Raw genomic sequence first — 17,364 nt, forward strand, 5'->3', positions numbered from 1 at the left:
AGGCAAATTTATGAATTATGTAATGATGATTGCAGGGCTGTTGATGTTAATCATTGGCGGTGAGCTTTTGATACGCGGAGCCATGTCTGCGGCGAACAAGCTTAATGTTTCTCCTTTTTTAAGTGGTTTAGTCATTGTTGGTTTTGGCACCTCTATGCCAGAATTAATCGTTTCAGTAAATGCCATTGTAAATAACAATCCTAGTGTGGCATTAGGGAATATCATTGGTAGTAATATAGGTAATATTGGCTTTATTATCGGCACTTGTGGATTAATAGCACCGTTAGCATTTAAACAGTCTGCCCTTAAACGCGATGCAATCGTGATGTTAGCGGCTGTAGTGCTACTTATCTTAATGGGCTTAACGGGTTCTTTTTCTATTCTTTCTGGTCTGCTGATGATTTGCGCGCTTTTGGCTTATCTAGGCTTTACCATTTACAAAGAAAAAAATCATAATACGGCCTCACATAAGATTCACCAAGCTGAGGGAAAAGAGTTACAGCGTAAACCTCAAAAAACATGGCTGGTGATATTATCCATAGTATTTGGCTTAGGCTTTCTGATGTTAGGTGCACAATGGTTTGTTACAGGGGCAACTATTATTGCTAAAGCGTTAGGAATATCTGAAGCACTTATTGGACTGACTTTGGTCGCCATAGGGACATCATTACCTGAATTTACTATTTCGGTCATGGCGGTATTAAGAAAACACATGGATGTTGCTGTTGCTAATGTTGTTGGCAGTAATATTTTCAATATTCTGGGTATACTCGGGGTTTCTTCGTTAATTTCGCCTATTTCGTTGGAAGGACGATTTGCCGTATTTGATCAATGGGCTTTGTTATTTATCACTGTGGTATTGACCGTGTTCTTATTGTTTGGCCATTCAATAGGCAAACTAAAATCCATCTTTTTACTGTTGTTTTATGTTACTTATGTTTCGCTCGGATATCTCTATTATAATTAGTATTAATCACGGAATAAAAAAATACCTGGTTGCTAGATGAGCAAACAGGTATTTTATTAGATTATTGTAGTGCAATTGAAAATTATTCTTCACCCAAAGCTTCTATTTCATCAGGGGTAATACTAGCAGCATGGTGGCCTTTGGGGCCTGCATTTAGTTCATAATCAACGTCTTGACCAGCTTTTAATGTACGGTATCCTTCCATTTGGATTGTTGAATAATGCGCGAAAATATCTTCACCACCATCCTCTGGACGAATAAAACCAAACCCTTTTGCATTATTAAACCACTTCACTGTCCCGTGAGCCATACTTCAACTTCCTTCTACATCGGTAATTAGGTATGCTTGCATAAAGCATTAACATAAATGTATTAATGATTAAAAAATAATCACTAAATTAAACAGTAGACAAGTTACATAAATAATCAAGTTAATTTAGCAGTTAATTGAATATTTATTTTTTTAAATGTTAACGCAAAATCACTAGGTACAGACTAATATAAAATTATGAGCAAGTGGAAAGAGTTACTAGATAATCAAGAAGTCCTTGAAGAAGAACTTGTAGAGCAATTTGAAAAGCCCCCTATGTATACTGTCGTGTTACTTAACGATGATTATACGCCGATGGATTTTGTCATAGATGTGTTATGTCGATTTTTTAATATGAACTCAGATAAGGCGACTGACGTAATGTTAGAGATACATTATAAAGGAAAGGGGCGCTGCGGTACTTTTACTGCAGAAATAGCAGAAACAAAAGTTGAACAAGTTAATCAATACGCATTAGAAAATGAGCACCCATTGCAATGTACAATGGAAAAAGCGTGAATTCGCATGGTTTAAAGTGGAGTAGTCTATGCTGAACAAAGATTTAGAAATATCATTAAATATGGCTTTCCGTCAAGCCAAGGACTCCCGTCATGAATTTATGACGGTTGAGCATTTATTATTAGCCTTATTAGATAACCCTTCATCAATCGAAGCACTTAAAGCTTGCGCTGCCGATATGGGAAAAATACGTAAAGAGCTATTAGATTTTATCGCTGAAACAACGCCGGTCATCCCTGAAGGCGAAATTGAACGTGAAACTCAACCAACTTTAGGTTTTCAGCGCGTATTACAGCGAGCCGTTTTTCATGTGCAGTCTTCTGGAAAAAGTGAAGTTAACGGCTCTAACGTGCTGGTTGCTATTTTTAGTGAACAAGAATCTCAAGCGGCTTATTTTCTGAAAAAATCAGATATTAGCCGTTTAGATATTGTGAACTTTATTTCTCACGGAATTTCTAAAATAGAACATACTGATGCCCCGCAATCTAGCGAAGAAGCACAGGTAGAAGAACCCCGTACTATTGAAAACTTTGCGACTAATCTTAATGAAGAAGCGAGAAAAGGGAACATTGACCCGTTAATTGGTCGCGATAGCGAATTAGAACGAACCTTACAGGTTCTCAGTCGTCGCCGTAAGAATAACCCGTTATTTGTCGGTGAAGCAGGGGTGGGTAAAACGGCTATTGCTGAAGGACTTGCCAATTTAGTTATTTCTGACGATGTGCCTGAATTCTTAGCTGAAACCACTATTTACTCGCTTGATATGGGCGCGTTATTAGCAGGCACCAAATACCGTGGCGACTTTGAAAAGCGCTTTAAAGGCTTATTAAAAGAATTGGAAGAAGAGGGCAATGCCATTCTATTTATCGATGAAATTCATACGATAATTGGTGCGGGTGCTGCTTCAGGTGGCATGATGGACGCCTCTAATTTAATAAAACCCTTATTATCATCAGGAAAACTCCGTTGCATGGGTTCAACGACTTATCAAGAATACCAAAGTGTTTTTGAAAAAGATCGTGCATTAGCGCGTCGTTTTCAAAAGATTGATGTTGTCGAGCCAAGTGTTGATGACACCACTAAAATATTGCATGGTTTAAAAGAAAAATACGAATCTCATCATGGTATTCGTTATACAAATAAAGCATTGCGTGCCGCCGCACAACTATCGGCTAAATATATCAATGAGCGTTTTCTTCCTGATAAAGCCATTGATGTTATTGACGAAGCGGGTGCAAAACAACAATTAGTTGCTGCTTCGAAGCGTAAAAAAGTGATTAATGACAGTGATATAGAATCTATCGTTGCCAAAATGGCGAGGATCCCTGAAAAGTCAGTATCATCATCAGAAAAAGACAGTCTTAAAACGCTAGACCGTAATTTGAAAATGGTTGTTTTTGGCCAAGATCACGCTATTGATGAACTTACTTCAGTCATTCGTTTATCTCGTGCCGGTTTAGGTAATGAACATAAACCGGTTGGTTCGTTCTTATTTGCTGGGCCAACTGGGGTGGGTAAAACAGAAGTAACACAACAATTAGCTAAGTCTTTAGGTGTCGAACTATTACGCTACGACATGTCAGAGTACATGGAGAAACATGCAGTAAGCCGCTTAATAGGTGCTCCTCCAGGTTATGTTGGTTACGAGCAAGGCGGTTTATTAACGGATGCAGTAATTAAGCATCCTCATTCGGTGGTCTTGTTAGATGAAATTGAAAAAGCCCATGAAGATGTTTATAACATCCTCTTGCAGGTTATGGACCATGGAACATTAACCGATAATAATGGCCGTAAAGCTGATTTTAGAAATATTGTTTTAGTCTTAACAACCAATGCGGGGGCTCATGAAATAACGCGCCAATCTATTGGTTTTAAACAACAAGATCAGTCTATTGATGCAATGGGTGAAATTAATAAAACATTCTCACCTGAATTTAGAAATCGTTTAGACAATATTGTTTGGTTTAACCATTTAGATGAAGTGGTTATTCAACAAGTTGTTGATAAATTTATTGTTGAACTACAGGCACTCCTTGATCAAAAAGGCGTTTCATTAGAGTTAACTAAAGACGCGAGAAAGTGGTTGGCAGTTAACGGTTATGATAAAGCAATGGGCGCTCGACCTATGTCACGACTAATACAAGAGCACTTAAAGAAACCCTTAGCGAATGAATTACTGTTTGGTGATCTAACACATGGCGGCGTGGCGAAAGTTGGTGTTAAAAAAGATAAATTAGTACTCAGTTATATTCAAAAGAAAGAATTGGTTGAGCATTAGCCGTAAACGGGGCTAACCAAACATTTTATAGTGTTTGGTTTCGTTTCACTGATATAAATTTGCCGAATATAAAAAAAGCCGCAGGGGAGTTATCCTCAGCGGCTTTTTTATTTAAGCGTTGAAATTTATCTAATAGATAAATTTAACGATTAGTTGAACGTTTAGCTTGAACAGCCGCCGATAACTCATCTAACAAACTGACACTGGTGTCTAAGTTAATACAGGCATCAGTGATACTTTGTCCGTAGGTGAGTTTGTTAACATCAACCACTTTTTGATTACCTTCAACTAAGAAGCTTTCAACCATAACACCAAATATAGCCTTGTCGCCTTGCTCCATTTGAGCTCTTAAAGAGCGAGCAACGTCAATTTGTTTGTTATGGTCTTTAAAACTATTGCCATGGCTACAATCGATCATAATACGATTTTCTAAGCCAGCTTTAGCCAATACTTCACCGGTCTTAGTAATGTTTTCTGGGTGATAGTTCGGCTCTTTACCACCACGTAAAATAACATGAGCAAATGGGTTACCATGCGTTTGATAAATACACATTTGACCACTTTTATTGGGTGAGTATAAAACATGAGGCACACTAGAGGCGTTGATGGCGTCAACAGCAATCTGTACATTACCATCAGTACCATTTTTAAAACCTACCGGACACGAAAGGGCTGAAGCTAATTCTCGGTGAACTTGGCTTTCTGTTGTCCTAGCACCAATAGCTCCCCAGCTTATTAAGTCTGAGATATACTGGCCAGTCACCATATCTAAAAATTCAGTTCCTGCCGGTAAACCGAGTTTATTAATATCCATTAATAATGAGCGCGCTAGGTTTAATCCTTTTGCGACATGAAAAGACTTATCTAAATCAGGGTCACTGATCAAACCTTTCCAGCCCACCGTTGTACGAGGCTTTTCAAAATAAACACGCATAACAATCAGTAAATCATCACGGTACTTATCATGTAATTCTTTAAGTTTCTCTGCGTAATCAACAGCGGCAGTGGTGTCGTGAATTGAACACGGACCAATGATCACGAGTAAACGGTCATTGTCACCGGTGATGATCGCTTCAATGTCTTTTCTGCTTTGGATAATAAAACTTGCTGTTTCATCATCTAGTGGGATTTGCTGGGCTAATTCTTCAGGAGAAACAAGGTTTTCAATTAGCGTGGTTCTAAATTCATCCGTTTTAATAGTCATGGTAATCTAATTTTTTTATTTAAAGGCGTTAATGCGCAATAAAAAGCCAGCGCAATATAATTTATCGCGCTAACATAACCAAATTAGCGGCTTATGTGAAATGCTTTCTGTATTTTCAAAGATTAATTTGAACTAAGTTAATATTTATAGCGTTGTAAGCCTGTTTCATTAAGAATTTTTGCGGATATCTCTTCTACAGAAAACTTTGTACTATTAAGGAAGGGAATTTTTTCTTTCTTATACAGTTTTTCAACTTCTCTAACTTCCATTCGACACTGCCGTGCTGATGAATATTTACTGTTCGCCAATCTTTCACCGCGAATATCAATTAAGCGTTGTGCGTCGATAGTTAAGCCAAACAGTTTCTTTTTATGGGGTTTTAAAAAATCAGGTAAGGTCAGGTCGTCCATATCATCATCAGTAAAAGGGTAGTTCGCAGCCTTGATACCATATTGTAGCGCTAAGTATAACGAAGTTGGTGTTTTACCTGAGCGCGATACACCCACTAGAATAACGTCTGCATGCTCATAGTTGGTTACATTTGAGCCATCATCATTTGCTAATGAATAATTAACCGCATCAATACGGTAATCATAGCTATTCTCATGAATACTGTGCGTGCGATGAGCGGTAGGTTTAGCGTCTAGTTGTAACTCTTTCTCAAGTGGCGCGACAAAGTGCTCTAGAAAGTTGTAAATAACACCATCGCAACTATCAATAATTTTTCTAATATCGTTATTAACAAAGGTATGAAAAACTAACGGTGGCATGCCGGTACGTTTAGCAGCCTTGTTGATTTTAATCTTGGCTGCCTCTGCTTTTTCAACGGTTTCCACAAATGATATTGTATCGTGATCAAATTCCATCGGAAAAAGTGACAGCAGTGCATGACCAAAAACCTCTGATGTAATTGCTGTACCATCGGAAATATAAAAAGCAGCGCGCATTTAAAACCTCTTTATTATTTATAATACTCAGCTGACAAAATTATCTGAGCTTTTTATGGTTAAAATAAATAACTACTGCTTGATAAAATCAATAAGTAGGTTAATGACTTAATCAACTTTATGCTGGGTATTTATTCATTGCCTGATGAAAAATAGACCATTTAATTAACCAACTGGGTATAACTGTAACTTATACTGAAATGTTTCAAATAACATTTCAGTTTATAAAGTTCGCAGTGTAAAATGTCTTAAGCTATAAATATACTGATATAACTGATAAATCTATTTATTTTTGTTTCTTTTTTTTTGGAGAAGATGTCGTGCAAGAAAATGTACTTTGGTATGAAGTTTTAGGAATGAATGATGTTGACCGCGTTGGCGGAAAAAATGCATCACTTGGTGAAATGATCTCAAACCTTTCAAATGTAGGCGTGCAAGTCCCCGGTGGTTTTGCCACGACTTCCTACGCATTTAATGAATTCTTAGAGCAAAGCGGCATTAACGACAAAATATATCAGCTGCTTGATAATTTAGACGTCGATGACTTAGCGGCATTATCAAAATCAGGTGAAACAATCCGTAATTGGATCATAGAAACACCATTTTTACCTGAAATGCAGCAAGATATAGCGAAAGCTTACGCTACCTTAGCTGGTGGTTTTGCTGACGATGCCTCATTTGCTGTGCGTTCATCAGCAACCGCAGAAGATATGCCCGATGCCTCTTTTGCTGGACAACAAGAAACCTTCTTAAACGTACGTGGTTTTGACGCTGTGATGATAGCGATCAAACATGTTTACGCTTCTTTATTTAATGACCGTGCTATTTCTTATCGTGTTCATCAAGGTTATGACCATCGTGGTGTTGCTTTGTCTGCCGGTATTCAGCGTATGGTACGTAGTGACATTGCTTCAAGCGGTGTGATGTTTTCTATTGATACTGAGTCTGGCTTTGAAGACGTGGTATTTATTACCTCAAGCTACGGTTTAGGTGAAATGGTGGTGCAGGGCGCGGTTAACCCTGATGAATTTTATGTTCATAAACCTACACTTGCTAAAGGTAAGCCGTCGGTTGTTCGTCGTAATATCGGTAGTAAAGCGATAAAAATGATTTACACCACAGATCAAAGTCACGGCAAACAAGTTGAAATTGTTGATATTGAAGAAAAGCTGTCTAATCAATTTTCACTAACCGATGATGAAGTTCAAGAACTTGCTAAACAAGCTGTTATTATTGAAAAGCATTATCAACGTCCAATGGATATTGAATGGGCTAAAGATGGCTTAGACGGTAAGCTTTACATCGTTCAAGCGCGTCCTGAAACCGTACGTAGTCGTGAAAGCGCTAATGTAATGGAACAGTTTCAATTACAAGCAACCGCTGATGTTATTTGTGAAGGTCGCTCAATAGGTCACAAAATTGGTAGTGGTGAAGCGAAAGTATTAGCTTCATTGGCTGAAATGGACAAAATTAAGCCCGGTGATGTTTTAGTCACCGATATGACCGACCCTGATTGGGAGCCAATTATGAAACGCGCTTCTGCGATTGTGACTAATCGTGGTGGCAGAACTTGTCATGCTGCAATTATTGCTCGTGAAATGGGTATTCCTGCGGTTGTTGGTTGTGGTGATGCGACAACACGTATTGCTAATGGTGATGATATTACTGTGTCTTGTGCAGAAGGTGATACCGGTTTTATCTACAAAGGTAAACTTGATTTTACCGTAACAACTTCACAAGTTGATTCGATGCCAGAAGTCCCGTTAAAAATAATGATGAATGTTGGCAACCCAGACCGAGCCTTTGGTTTTGCACGTTTACCTCATGCGGGTATTGGTTTAGCGCGTTTAGAATTCATTATCAACAAGATGATTGGCATTCATCCAAAAGCTTTGTTAAATTTCGATGAACAATCTGACGATTTAAAAGATGAAATTAACGATATTATTGTTGGTTATGCTAGCCCAGTTGAATTTTATATTGCTAAACTAACTGAAGGCATAGCAACCTTAGCGTCAGCTTATTCGCCAGAGAAAGTCATTGTTAGAATGTCTGATTTTAAATCAAACGAATACGCTAACTTAGTTGGCGGTGACGTGTTTGAACCGGAAGAAGAAAATCCGATGATCGGTTATCGCGGCGCAGCACGTTATATCTCAAAAGATTTCCGTGAATGTTTTGCACTTGAGTGTGAAGCGATAAAGCGCGTGCGCAACGATATGGATTTTACTAACGTTGAAATCATGATCCCATTTGTTCGTACCGTGGAAGAAGCTAAGCAAGTTATTGAAATACTAGCTGAAAATGGTTTGAAACGTGGTGAAAACGGTTTGCGTGTTATTATGATGTGTGAATTACCCTCTAACTGTTTGTTAGCCGATCAATTCCTAGATCATTTTGACGGATTTTCTATCGGTTCAAACGATTTAACGCAATTAACACTAGGTTTAGACCGTGACTCTGGTTTAATCGCTCATTTATTTGATGAACGTAACCCAGCCATCAAAGCTTTATTGTCTATGGCGATTAAAGCGTGTAAAGCGCGTGGTAAATATGTGGGTATTTGTGGCCAAGGCCCGTCAGATCACCCTGATTTTGCCGCATGGTTGGTTGAAGAAGGTATCGACAGTGTTTCGCTTAATCCAGATACGGTATTAGCGACTTGGTTGTATATTGCTGAAAACCACAAAGGATAAATTATCGTCTAGTGTGGTTTATCGGTGAATAAAGTGAGGTTATAGCCTCACTGGCAATATAATAGACAAAGGCTAGGTTCTTTTTACTATAAGTTTAGTTAAAAAGTTCTTAGCCTTTTTGCACTCTTCAACAAAACTTGAGTCATAATTCAAAACTGACGTGATATACTAAGTCTAACCTTAAATCGTTAATATGTTTTTCGTCTATGTCTCAGAGCTTACCTTCATTAGAACACCAAGAACTTATCGCTCCACTATATCAAAAGTTTTCTCAGGAGCTTGGTAACAGTCAATATAGCGGTGAAATTAATTGCCAATATAGTGCTCGGCTAGCGGTTGCTACCGACAACAGCATTTATCAACAATTACCGCAATTGGTTTTACATCCTCGAAGTAAGCAAGACATACAATTGATCAGTCAATTGTCTTCAACACCAAAGTATCAAAGTATTAAGTTTAGTGCGCGTGGCGGCGGAACCGGCACCAATGGACAAAGTCTAACCCCAGGTATTGTCGTTGACTTGTCAAAATACATGAACCGTATTTTAGAAATTAATGTTGAAGAAAACTGGATCCGTGTTGAAGCGGGCGTTATCAAAGATCAATTAAATGATTATTTACGTCCACACGGTTTTTTCTTCTCTCCAGATTTATCAACCAGTAGCCGTGCAACCATTGGTGGCATGATTAATACTGATGCTTCTGGACAAGGTTCTCTGGTCTATGGCAAAACCTCTAATCATGTTTTAGCTCTAGAGTCGGTTTTAGCCAATGGTGACTTTCTGTCCACAGTACCGATGTCGATTGGGGAAGCGGAAGAACTCGCGCAACAAAATAGTAGTTATGGTCATATTGTTAAACAAGTACTGGCCTCATGTCGTGACAACCGGGCCTTGATTTTAGAGAAATTTCCCCGTTTAAATCGTTTTTTAAGCGGTTATGATCTAGAAAATGTTTTTAATGATGATTTAAGTCAAGTTGATATTTCACGTTTGATCACAGGTTCAGAAGGTTCGTTAGCTTTTGTTTGTGAGGCAAAACTTAACTTAACGCCAATTTTAAAAGCTAAAACACTGATTGTAATTAAATACGACAGTTTTGATTCTGCGCTGCGCCATTCTCCTGCGCTCGTTGCAGCTAAAGCGACTTCAGTTGAAACTATTGATTCAAAAGTCTTGAATTTAGCCAAACAAGATATTGTTTGGCATTCGGTGCGTGATTTAATCACCGATGTTGACAATAAAGTCATGGACGGTATTAATATTGTTGAGTACAACGGCACCAGTATCGAAGCCTTAGCCGATCAGGTTGCACAACTAACGGCTCGTTTAGATAGCGACATTAGCAATAATACCGGTGTTATTGGCTATCAAGTGACCACTGATTTAAGCAGTATCAATAAACTTTATGGTATGCGCAAAAAAGCGGTTGGTTTATTAGGTAATACAGCAGGTAGTCAAAAGCCATTGGCTTTTGCCGAAGATACTGCTGTGCCACCGGAAAACTTAGCGGATTATATTGTTGAATTTCGCGCCTTACTTGATAGCTATGGTTTGCACTATGGCATGTTTGGTCATGTTGATGCGGGTGTTCTCCATGTCCGCCCAGCACTTGATATGTGCGATCCTGAACAAGAAAAGTTACTCCGCGAAATCTCTGATAAAGTGGTAACGTTAACCGCTAAATATGGCGGGTTAATGTGGGGTGAGCATGGAAAAGGTTATCGTAGCGAATACAGTCCAAAATTTTTTGGTGAACATTTATTTACCGAACTAAGAAAAATAAAAAGTGCTTTTGACCCACATAATAAAATGAATCCAGGTAAAATTTGTACACCACTTGAGTCGACTGAAAAACTAGTCTCAGTTGATGACACTAAACGTGGTTTCTATGACCGCCAAATACCGATAACGGTAAAAGATTCATTTAGTTCTGCACTCGACTGTAATGGCAATGGCCTGTGTTTTAATTATGATGTAGACAGCCCGATGTGTCCTTCAAGTAAGGTAACGCGTGACCGAAGGCATTCACCAAAAGGTAGAGCAGGCTTGATGCGTGAGTGGTTGCGTCTTTTAGAAGCTAAGGGTGTTGATATTCTTAGTTTAGAAGAAAATATTCAGCATTGGTCTGTAAAACGTTTATTAGATAAGATAAAAAATCGCTTTTCGGCACATCAAAAAGAAGATTTTTCTCACGAAGTAATGGAAGCCATGCAAGGCTGTTTAGCCTGTAAAGCTTGCGCGAGTCAATGTCCTGTAAAAGTAGATGTTCCTGATTTTAGAGCGCGATTTGTTAACTTATATCATTCAAGATATTTCCGTCCGTTAAAAGATCACCTAGTCGCTAATGTAGAAACATTAACGCCATTAATGGCTAAATCTCCAAAATTAATTAATTCGGTATTATCCCATAAATGGTACGACAAATTTTCACGAGCAACGATTGGTTATATTGATACACCGATACTTTCTGTACCGACTTTAGCAAAGCAAGTCAGTGAAAAAAATTATCAATCCTTTGACCTTGCTTATTTGCACGGTCTCAGTAAAGAGCAACAAGCGAGTCATGTGCTGATCGTTCAAGACCCGTTTACTTCTTTTTATGATGCTAACGTCGTTGAAGCTATGATGGCCTTAATTGAAAAATTAGGTTTTACCCCAGTGTTATTACCTTTTAAACCTAATGGCAAACCACAGCACGTAAAAGGATTTTTAGCTAAATTTGCAAAAACAGCTAAAAATACTGCTGAATTTTTAAATGAACTTGATCAGTTAAATATACCTATGGTTGGCTTAGATGCTTCATTAACGCTTTGTTATCGCGACGAATATAAACAAACACTTGGCGATAAACGTGGTGATTTTCACGTGATGTTAGCCCATGAGTGGTTATTAACCGTTATAGAACACCCAAACACTAAAATTGCACTTTCATCACTAACCGGTGATAAACAAGTGGCGCCTTATAAGCTATTTGCGCATTGTACTGAGAAAACGGCATTAGCCGGAAGTGAAGGACAATGGCGTGATATATTCAAGTTGTTTGGTTTGACACTAGAAAATGTCTCTGTGGGTTGTTGTGGTATGGCTGGAACTTACGGCCATGAGCAAGTAAATTTTGAAAACTCGAAAATGTTATTTGAAATGAGTTGGCAAAATAAGTTGGCTAAATTAGAGGCAGAGCAAGTACTTGTGACTGGCTATTCATGTCGAAGCCAAACAAAGCGACTAGGCAATATGCAAACGCGTCATCCAGTTGAAGCGTTATTATCGGCTTTTGCTTAAATGAATATTTCTGTATAAAGTTATTATCAAGCGTGTCGATAATTATTGTGACACCCTTGGTACTAACTTTATCGGTGCATAACTAAAATGTGGGGAGTTTTATGGCATTATCATTGAATAATATTGACAGCGTACAAACGGATATAACCACAGGTTATGCATTAAAAACCGCAGCCTTGTCTAAAAGTCAGCAAGAGCTAGAAGGTGAAATGGCATTAAAGCTTATCGCCTCTGCTGGCAGTGTTGACTCAGTGGCATTACCGACATCAGGTAGCAGTGGTTATACTATCAATATTAAAGTTTAATATTGATAGTCGGAGAGGTAAACGTTTAAATACAGCGTGCTGGCTTGGGTAAGCCAGCATACTTTGTTGCTTGCTTTGCTGGTCCTTCTTTGAATAATCGATATAAATACCGACTACTTGATTTTTCTTCGCCAAATTCTGCTTTCATCGCTTTTGTTAACGCTCTTATCGCAGGGGACGTATTGTAAGTCAGGTAGAACTCTCTAACAAAGCGTATAACTTCAAAGTGTTGCTCCGTTAATACTAATTGGTCTTTATCAGCAATTATCTGTGCTAAATCTGTATGCCAGTCTTTAAAGTTAATTAAATAACCTTGCTTGTCGGTGGCAATTTCTTGTTCATTAAAAAGTAAACTCACTGCCAAGTTACCGATTTTTCTGTTGCACAAATCAATGTCATTAATGCATCGAGTGATAAAGTGTTTATTTTTTCTTTATCAATCGTTATAGCTCTGGCTTGTGCATGCGCTTCAACAATATAAAGCGCGGGCAGCGCTATTTTACTTAAGGCTTGTTGCCATAAATCATGACTAAGGTTGTAGCAACCATCATCAAGTAGCACGATAGTGTCATTTGCTTGTATTACGTTAAGGCATTGTTGAAAGTCGCTTGTCTGAAAAGCGGATGTGCGCACTAAATGAAGCATACTCATGAGGGTTAAAACCTTAAAATTGATTGATGTTGGTGTAATGATTTAGAGAACTCTACACGGTTAAGCACGGCTACGTTTTCAATAGAAAAATCGTTAGCCAAGCCACGTTCAGTCAGTGAATGTTGGCAAACATAAATATTTTCAATATCATAAAACGTTAATGCCGCTAACGTTTTCAAAAAGTCTTTTTGCTGGATAAATTCAGGTTGTTGTTTGGGGATTAATTGATAGACGCCATCACCTTGAAAATACAAGCTAATGGCTTGTTCATAAGAGCCAAAAATAAGGGCAACATCAAGAGAATCTTTAGCATTTGCTGTTGAAAATGGGGCGCTAGCATTAACGATAGCAACTGATTTTTTGGCTTGAGACATGATAAATTCCTTACAGTTGAATTAAACGATCAGCGTTGACATTCAATTCTACTAACTCACCTAGGCCCGATAAGGTAAATGCCTGATGAATGGTATCGACTTGACTATCACTAACATCGTCACTTAGCCCACGTTTTTCTGCTGCAGTAGCACATAAGTGTAAAGGAAGACTATAGTCGTGATGTAGTTGTTGCCATTGCCGATGGGCTTGGTATTCGTCATTAGGTAGCGCAAGAAGCTGGCTTCCATTTAAAACACCGTCTTGATAAAAAAATACGCCAACAACGTCAATACCACTCTTTAAGGCAGCGGTAACCATATTAATAGCGGTAGCCGTTAAGTTACTGTTGGGCGGGGTGGTAATAACAAAGGCGAGTTTTTTCAAAAAATGTCCTACATGCACAAGAAAACAGTGATTATAAATGAGTATAAAAAAACCTCGGTGACCATTAGATCAACGAGGTTTTATATTATAAGCAATAACTCACTTATATTCTATTAGCTTGGAAGATTAATCATCTCCGCCCAAAATCCCTAACATGCTTAGTAAGTGAACGAAAATATTGTAAACACTTAAATAAAGTGAAATCGTTGCACGAATATAGTTAGTTTCACCGCCATGGATGATACGACTTGTATCGAATAAAATTAGACCCGACATAATCATAATAACGGCAGCACTAATTGCTAATGAAAGCGCCGGTATTTGGAAAAATATATTCGCTATCATTGCTACAACCGCAACGATTAAACCTACCATTAAAAAGCCACCCATAAATGAGAAGTCTTTTTTACTGGTTAATGCATAACCCGATAATGCAAAAAATATTAATGCTGTGCCACCAAGTGCTTGCATTATCATGGCAGGACCACCAGGCATTGCAGCATATTGGCTAAGCATTGGACCTAAAGATGCGCCCATTAAGCCAGTGAAAGCAAATATCCAAAAAATACCACTTGCAGAATCAGCTTTTTTGTTAACAACAAACATTAAACCAAAAGCGACCAACATCATTATAAGTGCGGCACCACGAGGTAGATTCATTGTCATTGTTATAGCAGCAGTAACTGCACTAAAAGCTAATGTCATTGACAACAACATATAGGTATTTTTAAGTACCTTGTTAATTTCTATAGCTGAGCTTTTGCTCGCTTGTAAACCAATATTTGATTGCATAAAACTTCCTCTGATAACTTTAGTTATACTTTTTAGATAAGGCCATTTAATTAAAATTCAAGAGTGTTCTTAAACTTTTCTTATGACATCTTGACATATTATGGCATGGTGTTTTTTAAAATACTATGATTTAGTTGCTTAAATCTGTTGATATTTATTAATAATTTGTGAATGTTTGTAACAGGGGGTTTTTGCAACATTAACTAACCTTTGTAGCTTGGTGGTGAATTGTTATTTAGCCATGGTCTTGCTCATTTATTTTCTAAAACAGCTATTCGAGTGATCGTTTATCAATCCTGTTGCTTGTAAATGTGAGTATAAGGTCGTTGAGCCTAAAAATTTAAAGCCACGCTTCTTCATATCTTTTGCTAACTGATCACTAATAGATGACGTAGCAACCGAATTTTCAGCATCCTCAATGTTGTTAACTTGGGTTTTATGGTCAACATAAGACCAGATGAACTGACAAAAACTGCCGTATTCATTCTGTATTTCAATAAATCGTTTAGCATTATTGATAGCCGCAACTATTTTAAGCCTATTTCGTACTATTGAGGCATCCTGCATTAAACGTTCTATATCGTCATCAGTAAATGTTGCCACTTTATTTACATTAAAGTCCAAAAATAATTTACGGTAACCTTCACGCTTCTTAAGAATGGTGTACCAACTTAAGCCAGCTTGTGCAGATTCTAAAACAAGGGATTCAAACATCACTTTATCATCATGAACAGGTACTCCCCATTCTTCATCGTGGTATTTTACGTAATCGGGTTTTGAAGTATCAAGCCAAGAACAGCGACACTTGTTTACAGAACAATTATCATTATCCATATATACCCTTAAGTATTGTTTAAATAGCTAGCAATCTGTTGTTTTTTTTAGCAAACAAACATTTTTGGCAAATAAATGCTTTACAAGTCTTTTTCGACACTTTAATATTCGCCTCGTCTTCAAGCAAGCAATTGTTTTTAGACATTCAGGTGAGATGGCTGAGTGGTCGAAAGCACTGGTCTTGAAAACCAGCAAGGGTTTATAGCCCTTCTAGAGTTCAAATCTCTATCTCACCGCCAAACAAAGAAAAACCGCTAATCGAAAGATTAGCGGTTTTTTGCATTTTAAAGTTAGAAATTATAAAAAAAGGTTTATAGCGCTAATTCTTCAAGTAGCGTTCAAATCTCTTTCTCACCGCCAAACAAAGAAAAACCGCTAATCGAAAGATTAGCGGTTTTTTGCATTTTAAAGTTAGAAATTATAAAAAAAGGTTTATAGCGCTAATTCTTCAAGTAGCGTTCAAATCTCTTTCTCACCGCCAAACAAAGAAAAACCGCTAATCGAAAGATTAGCGGTTTTTTGCTTTTGGAAAGTTAGAAATTATAAAAAAGGCTTTATAGCGCTAATCCTTCGAGTAGCGTTCAAATCTCTATATTACGAGTATATAAAAAAGATAGTTATAAAAGTGTAGAACTTGTTCAATACATCAATATATGAAAATTTAAACAAATGGGTTTTCAGCACATTATTTACAATTAGCTTCATACGATTAGGTTACTGTACAGGTATTGTATTTATTAAATTCGCTCAGGACGAAGATAAAAGGATGGGGCAGAGGGGCTGATAATTATTGAGTGAACGAGAAATTATTTGTTTCTATTTTTTAGATATCTTGCCATTATTGCTAGCATAATTATGCAATGCTATGCTAATAGATATTAGCATAAATTATTAATTCAGGTATTATGTGTTAATCGGTGTTATTAAATCAGAATTTTTTAGTTGGAATTTAGTGTCGTGTTTTTTAACAGTATTAATGAATTAAGTTTATGATTTTTCTTTACCTGTTGAATTAAATGGATTTTTATTTTTGGTATGATTTTTGCTTTCTACTGGTGTAGTGAAGTAAATGTAGTTATGTAACATCAAATTATTAACCCATTCAGGGCTTAAGGAAGTAGTATGAGTTCTAAAATTATAAGTATTATTGTAGTTATTTTGTTTTCTCTTTGTATTGTAGAAAGGGCCAATGCTGGCCTAATTGTTGGCGATCTGTATTCAGATGATGCTGGTATTCAATGGGCATATGTCGGTTCTTTTGATTTAGCAGATGGTGAAGAATATAGAGAATTTAATGCAAATGATGAAGAAATAATCAAAAATGTTATAACCTATAATGGCTTAGAGGCTGCTGAACTTTTGTTTCGTCCACTTACCGACGGCTCAGTATATGCCTTAAGTTCGAATTCGACTACTAATGATAATAATTATGACCTTGTCAACTTTATTGTTAATTATAAGGCTCATTATGACTTTTTTGATGACGAGTTGGATCCCAATTATTCGGGTAGATTGAAAGAACTTGCACAAGACGTAGTGACTGATAATGCAGGTGGCGTTGGTTATAATGCAAATGGTGATCTTTCAGCATTTGTCGATGACCGAGCGTTAAAAGGTGTCAAGATTAATCATGTATTCAAATCAATTACTATTTCAGTGCCTGAACCTTCAACAATCGCTATTTTCTCACTTGCTTTAATCGGGTTAGTAACTCGTAGATTCAAAAATTAATAATTATTTTTTATCATAGTTAAGGCGGTATCGCTCGATACCGCTGTTGTTAATGAACATTAATCCCTATTGTTCATATCCTTTTTA

At 37.4% G+C, this 17,364-nt stretch carries 16 protein-coding genes and 1 tRNA gene; 8 read left to right on the forward strand and 9 right to left on the reverse strand.

Annotated features, from left to right (window positions below):
- Positions 1 to 10 precede the first annotated feature (10 nt).
- Entirely contained in the window at positions 11 to 967 is a 957-nt protein-coding gene (locus tag ESZ26_RS13115) for a calcium/sodium antiporter (protein ID WP_146799933.1), read from the forward strand.
- Between the two features lie 82 nt (positions 968 to 1,049).
- Here ESZ26_RS13115 and cspD read toward each other — a convergent pair whose 3' ends face one another.
- Complete coding sequence (cspD, locus tag ESZ26_RS13120) at positions 1,050 to 1,277, reverse strand: cold shock domain-containing protein CspD (protein WP_146799934.1); 228 nt, start codon at positions 1,275 to 1,277, stop codon at positions 1,050 to 1,052.
- 198 nt (positions 1,278 to 1,475) lie between these two features.
- Between cspD and clpS the strand changes: the two genes are divergently transcribed.
- Both clpS and clpA read left to right on the forward strand, forming a co-directional pair.
- Positions 1,476 to 1,796, forward strand: coding sequence for an ATP-dependent Clp protease adapter ClpS (gene clpS / locus ESZ26_RS13125; protein ID WP_146799935.1), 321 nt, complete (start codon positions 1,476 to 1,478; stop codon positions 1,794 to 1,796).
- Positions 1,797 to 1,824: 28 nt separating this feature from the next.
- Complete coding sequence (gene clpA / locus ESZ26_RS13130; RefSeq protein WP_146799936.1) at positions 1,825 to 4,074, forward strand: ATP-dependent Clp protease ATP-binding subunit ClpA; 2,250 nt, start codon at positions 1,825 to 1,827, stop codon at positions 4,072 to 4,074.
- A gap of 142 nt (positions 4,075 to 4,216) precedes the next feature.
- On the opposite strand, the gene ESZ26_RS13135 is transcribed toward clpA, so the two are convergent.
- Both ESZ26_RS13135 and ppsR read right to left on the reverse strand, forming a co-directional pair.
- Entirely contained in the window at positions 4,217 to 5,278 is a 1,062-nt protein-coding gene (locus ESZ26_RS13135; protein ID WP_146799937.1) for a 3-deoxy-7-phosphoheptulonate synthase, read from the reverse strand.
- A 137-nt stretch (positions 5,279 to 5,415) separates the two neighbouring features.
- Entirely contained in the window at positions 5,416 to 6,225 is an 810-nt protein-coding gene (ppsR, locus tag ESZ26_RS13140) for a posphoenolpyruvate synthetase regulatory kinase/phosphorylase PpsR (RefSeq protein WP_070373656.1), read from the reverse strand.
- A 320-nt stretch (positions 6,226 to 6,545) separates the two neighbouring features.
- Here ppsR and ppsA point away from each other — a divergent pair, with 320 nt between their 5' ends.
- The 3 genes from ppsA (at position 6,546) to ESZ26_RS13155 (ending at position 12,510) form a co-directional block, all read left to right on the forward strand.
- Complete coding sequence (gene ppsA, locus ESZ26_RS13145; RefSeq protein WP_146799938.1) at positions 6,546 to 8,921, forward strand: phosphoenolpyruvate synthase; 2,376 nt, start codon at positions 6,546 to 6,548, stop codon at positions 8,919 to 8,921.
- A 206-nt stretch (positions 8,922 to 9,127) separates the two neighbouring features.
- Positions 9,128 to 12,205, forward strand: coding sequence for a D-2-hydroxyglutarate dehydrogenase YdiJ (gene ydiJ / locus ESZ26_RS13150; RefSeq protein WP_146799939.1), 3,078 nt, complete (start codon positions 9,128 to 9,130; stop codon positions 12,203 to 12,205).
- Between the two features lie 101 nt (positions 12,206 to 12,306).
- Positions 12,307 to 12,510 carry a hypothetical protein gene (locus ESZ26_RS13155; protein WP_146799940.1) on the forward strand — a complete coding sequence of 68 codons (204 nt, stop codon included), beginning with the start codon at positions 12,307 to 12,309 and terminating at the stop codon, positions 12,508 to 12,510.
- A 25-nt stretch (positions 12,511 to 12,535) separates the two neighbouring features.
- On the opposite strand, the gene ESZ26_RS13160 is transcribed toward ESZ26_RS13155, so the two are convergent.
- From ESZ26_RS13160 to ESZ26_RS13185, 6 genes are all read right to left on the reverse strand, one after another.
- Positions 12,536 to 12,874 (reverse strand): TusE/DsrC/DsvC family sulfur relay protein, encoded by a 339-nt coding sequence (locus tag ESZ26_RS13160; RefSeq protein ID WP_146799941.1) that lies wholly within the window; start codon positions 12,872 to 12,874, stop codon positions 12,536 to 12,538.
- A complete protein-coding gene (gene tusB, locus ESZ26_RS13165) occupies positions 12,865 to 13,161 on the reverse strand; it encodes a sulfurtransferase complex subunit TusB (protein ID WP_146799942.1) in 297 nt (98 codons plus the stop codon). The genes ESZ26_RS13160 and tusB overlap by 10 nt, the downstream gene beginning before the upstream one ends.
- A 5-nt stretch (positions 13,162 to 13,166) precedes the next feature.
- Entirely contained in the window at positions 13,167 to 13,535 is a 369-nt protein-coding gene (gene tusC / locus ESZ26_RS13170; RefSeq protein ID WP_146799943.1) for a sulfurtransferase complex subunit TusC, read from the reverse strand.
- A 10-nt stretch (positions 13,536 to 13,545) separates the two neighbouring features.
- Complete coding sequence (gene tusD / locus ESZ26_RS13175; protein WP_146799944.1) at positions 13,546 to 13,920, reverse strand: sulfurtransferase complex subunit TusD; 375 nt, start codon at positions 13,918 to 13,920, stop codon at positions 13,546 to 13,548.
- A 126-nt stretch (positions 13,921 to 14,046) separates the two neighbouring features.
- Positions 14,047 to 14,712 carry a Bax inhibitor-1/YccA family protein gene (locus tag ESZ26_RS13180; protein ID WP_146799945.1) on the reverse strand — a complete coding sequence of 222 codons (666 nt, stop codon included), beginning with the start codon at positions 14,710 to 14,712 and terminating at the stop codon, positions 14,047 to 14,049.
- A gap of 255 nt (positions 14,713 to 14,967) precedes the next feature.
- A complete protein-coding gene (locus ESZ26_RS13185) occupies positions 14,968 to 15,546 on the reverse strand; it encodes a DNA-3-methyladenine glycosylase I (RefSeq protein WP_146799946.1) in 579 nt (192 codons plus the stop codon).
- A 148-nt stretch (positions 15,547 to 15,694) separates the two neighbouring features.
- On the opposite strand from ESZ26_RS13185, the gene ESZ26_RS13190 reads away from it, so the two are divergent.
- Positions 15,695 to 15,785: transfer RNA gene (locus ESZ26_RS13190), tRNA-Ser, on the forward strand.
- An 883-nt stretch (positions 15,786 to 16,668) separates the two neighbouring features.
- Positions 16,669 to 17,277, forward strand: a complete 609-nt coding sequence (locus ESZ26_RS13195; protein ID WP_146799947.1) for a PEP-CTERM sorting domain-containing protein — start codon at positions 16,669 to 16,671, stop codon at positions 17,275 to 17,277.
- The last annotated feature ends 87 nt before the right edge of the window (positions 17,278 to 17,364 follow it).

The sequence above is a fragment of the Colwellia hornerae genome, from assembly GCF_007954355.1.
Taxonomy (GTDB): Bacteria; Pseudomonadota; Gammaproteobacteria; order Enterobacterales; family Alteromonadaceae; genus Colwellia_A; species Colwellia_A hornerae.

Excerpts from the sequence above, each read along its gene's own strand:
- tusC (WP_146799943.1), bottom strand. The coding sequence starts at position 13,535 with ATGTCTCAAGCCAAAAAATCAGTTGCTATCGTTAATGCTAGCGCCCCA.
- ydiJ (WP_146799939.1), top strand. The coding sequence starts at position 9,128 with ATGTCTCAGAGCTTACCTTCATTAGAACACCAAGAACTTATCGCTCCA.
- ESZ26_RS13135 (WP_146799937.1), bottom strand. The coding sequence starts at position 5,278 with ATGACTATTAAAACGGATGAATTTAGAACCACGCTAATTGAAAACCTT.
- ESZ26_RS13155 (WP_146799940.1), top strand. The coding sequence starts at position 12,307 with ATGGCATTATCATTGAATAATATTGACAGCGTACAAACGGATATAACC.
- ESZ26_RS13180 (WP_146799945.1), bottom strand. The coding sequence starts at position 14,712 with ATGCAATCAAATATTGGTTTACAAGCGAGCAAAAGCTCAGCTATAGAA.
- ESZ26_RS13185 (WP_146799946.1), bottom strand. The coding sequence starts at position 15,546 with ATGGATAATGATAATTGTTCTGTAAACAAGTGTCGCTGTTCTTGGCTT.
- ESZ26_RS13115 (WP_146799933.1), top strand. The coding sequence starts at position 11 with ATGAATTATGTAATGATGATTGCAGGGCTGTTGATGTTAATCATTGGC.
- clpA (WP_146799936.1), top strand. The coding sequence starts at position 1,825 with ATGCTGAACAAAGATTTAGAAATATCATTAAATATGGCTTTCCGTCAA.
- clpS (WP_146799935.1), top strand. The coding sequence starts at position 1,476 with ATGAGCAAGTGGAAAGAGTTACTAGATAATCAAGAAGTCCTTGAAGAA.
- tusB (WP_146799942.1), bottom strand. The coding sequence starts at position 13,161 with ATGAGTATGCTTCATTTAGTGCGCACATCCGCTTTTCAGACAAGCGAC.
- ESZ26_RS13195 (WP_146799947.1), top strand. The coding sequence starts at position 16,669 with ATGAGTTCTAAAATTATAAGTATTATTGTAGTTATTTTGTTTTCTCTT.
- ppsR (WP_070373656.1), bottom strand. The coding sequence starts at position 6,225 with ATGCGCGCTGCTTTTTATATTTCCGATGGTACAGCAATTACATCAGAG.
- cspD (WP_146799934.1), bottom strand. The coding sequence starts at position 1,277 with ATGGCTCACGGGACAGTGAAGTGGTTTAATAATGCAAAAGGGTTTGGT.